Origin of the sequence: Lacinutrix sp. (genome assembly GCF_023299985.1) — a bacterium.
Classification (GTDB): domain Bacteria; phylum Bacteroidota; class Bacteroidia; order Flavobacteriales; family Flavobacteriaceae; genus Lacinutrix.
In genome coordinates, this window is the sequence record NZ_JALZVX010000039.1 from 1 (window position 1) to 3,958 (window position 3,958).

A 3,958-nucleotide genomic window follows, 5' to 3' on the forward strand; every position below is an offset into this window, starting at 1 on the left:
TGTAGCATCTTTTTAAATTTAAAAGGAAACTCTTTTGTTTTTTGCACTACAATAACTTAATCATCTTTCTGGCAGTTTTGAAACGCTATTGCTAGAATTGTTTAAACTTAGTTTGTATAAAAAAATAAGACATTTAATAAAAAAACTTTTGCAGAATACTTTAGTTACAGGTATTTGTATAACAAGCTCGTGTGAGTCATCATAAATATAGACTTCCAACTAGAAACCTATATTTGTAGTTTTACTTTTCAGTATAAAAAGGACCTTTACCTAATTGAGTATATGTAACATCTCTAATCGTTCCAGCATATTTAGCTTCCCATACCATATAAATTTGTTTTCTTTGAACATAAGTTATAATAAAAATACGCTTATTATTTTTTATACTTAAAAGACTGAGCTCATCATGTATTTCTAATATAGATTTATTTTCAAAATAATCATTTGGATTTACATAATCTAACAAATCTTTGTTAATGTATTTGCCTATACTATATATATTACGCTCTTCTAATTGATTGTCTAAAATATAAAAATTAAAGTTATCATGTGAAAACCGAGGATCCTTACTTTTTATACTAAACGAGGTTTTATACTCGCCTTTAGAACCAAAGAAATTTCTCGAATCTATATATAAATAAACATCTTTAATACTATCATTTTGTGTAGCGCGCTTACTTACTGAAACAGTTTCTATTTGAGAAAAACAGTTTATAGTGGATATAATAAAAATAATAAAAATTAATTTTCTCATTAATTTAGCAATTTTATAAACAATTATTGGTGTAATGAGCTCTAGCTGCATTTTCAACATAATTTTTCTTTGTTTGTTCTAATGGATGACTTTGAATATTATTTACAAATTCTTGTGTTTCCTCTAATCCAATCCATGTTATATAATTCATTAATTCATTAACTGTAAAATCTCCATAAAAATTTAAACTGTCGCCATTAACATTAGTTAAAAAATCATTTTCAGTGTCATTTAACCAAGCATGAATATTAACCAAATTTTGTGCCATTTTAGTTCTATAACTCAATGCATTAAAAAATTCATGATTCCATTGATTGTTATTTTGAGGAGGAAAAGCGTTATATCTTACTAATAATTGATTAAAAATTACTGTCTGAATAGAAAATACTTGAGAATTTCCAGTAAATGTAATACTAGTTCCTTGACCATTGAGATAATTAATATCCACAATCAATCCTAATCTCACGAGCCTTTCAATCAACTCTGCATGAATACTCTCATGGATTAAGGTTAATGCAATTTCAATTGTGGATGCATTTTGAACAAAGTTCGTATCAAAAACAATATTATACCTAGTTTCTTGTGTTTGTGGGTTAAAAACCGCTCTTGTTTCAGCATCTTCTCCTGTGGTTATATTTGCAATTCTAAATGTTAAGTCTGCATTTTTAGCACTATCAAAATGATTATTAATAACATCATTAAATATAGTGTCAGATAAGTTTTTCAACTTATCATAAACACATTTTACTTTTTGGTTATTTTTTACAGTAGAATGCAAAATAACTTTATTAGGATAATCCACCTCACCACCATCACAAATAGCTTGAGCAGCTAATTGAGCAAAAGCAATATTTGTTGAGTTAGCATTCACATAATCTAATAAAGCATTAGTTGCATCACAATTAGCTACGTCTTCTAAACAACTTGCCCAATTATCACTAAATATTTTTTTTCAAATCCGTCAATAGAAAACACACTCAATTAATTATTTGCTTTATTTGACCTCAAAATAAAACTCAGTTTTTATAATTCTAAAGTATCCGAATTTGGCTAAATCTATTTCTATTTTCGCATAATAACTCCCTTTATCTACAATCTTTATATTTGGATCTACTTGTAAATTCTTAAAAATTAATGGTTTTCCATTTTTTATTGAGTCTATATTTCTCCTTAAAACACTAGTTCCTGCATGAGAATTTGATATTGCTATTTTACTCTTCTGAACGTAAGCTATATATTTATCTAGTTCGTTTTTTCTAAAAAGCTTTATTGATATCTCATGTCCATTAGCAATTGGATTGGGTACAAATAATTCTTTTGTACCCATATTAATCAATCTAATGTCAAAGTTTTTTCTCTCAGTAATTAAATATTCTTTCTTTTTATTTAATATGCTTGCAATTGGACTGTAAAAATACGTTGTATATTCATTAGCCTTAATCTCCAACTCTTTAGTCGTTATGTTCCTTACCGAAGAACAACTAAATAACATTATCAAACATAATGCAAACATGTTTATATATTTAATTCTCATAGTCTTAATCACAAATTTTAGGATATTTTTCAACTAGTGTATCATGTCTTCCTTCTCTTGCTTGTTTTTCTGCTTGTGTCATTTCACCTTGCCCTTGATAATCCCAACTTTCTTCTGCCAATACTACTGCATCAACTATCTCGTCTGGGCCTAAAAGTTTTAATTCTCTCCAGTAATATAGTGAGAAATAATAAGCATCAAATTCTCTTGCTCTTATAGAAAGTAAATTGCCCTCTATCTCACCTTGAAAGACATGTAATAATTCGTGCTTAATCATCCTTGTTACATAACCAAAATCAATATTATCTAAAGAATCTGATTCTATATTAACAACAGCGTTAATTGCATTATTTGTTAAAGAATCATATTCTACTATCGTTTCTGCATCTTGATTATTATCTACTGGAGAAACTATATTAACAACAAAAGGGAGAGAGATTGAGCCATTACCTCCAAAACTTAACATATTATATTCGGTTATTAAATAATCTACTGCGTCTAAGTCTCCTTGACTACCTCTAATATTATTAAACTCTGCTTGGATAGCTTCATGATTATATTGTGCTATACTATTGTAATCTCCTAGAATTCCAATACTCTGTTGAATTGGTTCATCTTCAATATTAGAAAATTGTGGAAAATAAGCACATTCTTCATCACAAATAGCTTGAGCAGCTAATTGAGCAAAAGCAATATTTGTTGAGTTAGCATTCACATAATCTAATAAAGCAGTAGCAGCATCACAATTATCTAGATCTTCTAAACAACTTGTAACTTCTGGAGTTAAACCTAAATTTGTAGCTAGTGCACTAATGTCTATGCTTGCAGCACATAATTCTGGGCAATCATCGCACACAAAAACAGTTGTAACAACTACATCTCCGTTACTTGAAGAAGATGTTCCTCCTCCTGTATTTGTATTAGAATTGGAGTTATTGTTGTTATTATTATTGTTGTTGTTGTTAGAGTCTGGAAAGTTATTAGTGGCATCGTAAGAACCACCTGTGTTTACATCTTCGCATGGTACTGGCATAATTTCTAAGGCACTAATTTCTAACTCATCGGAAGTAAAAACATCCTGCCAAGTTCCAATATTGTAACATTCGGCATCAGAATTTCCAATAATAACAAAAATTGTTTCAAAATTATTATATACATCTTTATTAAAAAGACCTTGATCTAATATGTTTTCTGATACCGTATTTGATGTTACTTTATCAGTCAAGTCAACCTCAAATCCATTTTCTAAATCGCTTTTTTCTTGAGCAGTTGTGTTGTAAGTAATAATTGAAAAACCATAAGTACCATCAGCCTGTAAAGACGCTACTAAATTCTCTACAGCATCAATTTCTTGTATTCTCTGTATTGGAAATGTGTAAGAGTGGTATGCTCCATCTGCATTTTCAGTATATCTTGCAAAATCTGTATTAATATAAAAATCGTACTCAATTGAGTACACTATTTTACTCTCTAAATCTACTTCTCTTGTCTCTTTTTGTTTTGCTGCTCTAATAGCTTTAGAAAACTTATTTAATTTAGTAATAAGCTGTTTGTTATTTTTAAATTCGTTGTGTAGCATCTTTTTAAATTTAAAAGGAAACTCTTTTGTTTTTTGCACTACAATAACTTAATCATCTTTCTGGCAGTTTTGAAACGCTATTGCTAGAATT

At 28.8% G+C, this 3,958-nt stretch carries 4 protein-coding genes; all 4 read right to left on the reverse strand.

The annotated features are described in order from the left end of the window. Window positions 1-241 precede the first annotated feature (241 nt). The 4 genes from Q0C58_RS02130 to Q0C58_RS02145 all read right to left on the reverse strand — a co-directional run bounded on the left by Q0C58_RS02130 (window position 242) and on the right by Q0C58_RS02145 (window position 3,867). Window positions 242-754: a hypothetical protein gene (locus Q0C58_RS02130; protein ID WP_290696815.1), complete on the reverse strand. Its 513-nt coding sequence runs from the start codon at window positions 752-754 to the stop codon at window positions 242-244. A gap of 13 nt (window positions 755-767) precedes the next feature. Continuing rightward, window positions 768-1,625, reverse strand: coding sequence for a hypothetical protein (locus Q0C58_RS02135; RefSeq protein ID WP_290696818.1), 858 nt, complete (start codon window positions 1,623-1,625; stop codon window positions 768-770). A 123-nt stretch (window positions 1,626-1,748) separates the two neighbouring features. Next, complete coding sequence (locus tag Q0C58_RS02140; protein ID WP_290696820.1) at window positions 1,749-2,288, reverse strand: hypothetical protein; 540 nt, start codon at window positions 2,286-2,288, stop codon at window positions 1,749-1,751. A 4-nt stretch (window positions 2,289-2,292) separates the two neighbouring features. Continuing rightward, the gene (locus Q0C58_RS02145) at window positions 2,293-3,867 is read right to left on the reverse strand and encodes a hypothetical protein (protein WP_290696822.1); all 1,575 of its coding nucleotides are present in this window, start codon (window positions 3,865-3,867) and stop codon (window positions 2,293-2,295) included. Window positions 3,868-3,958: the final 91 nt, after the last annotated feature.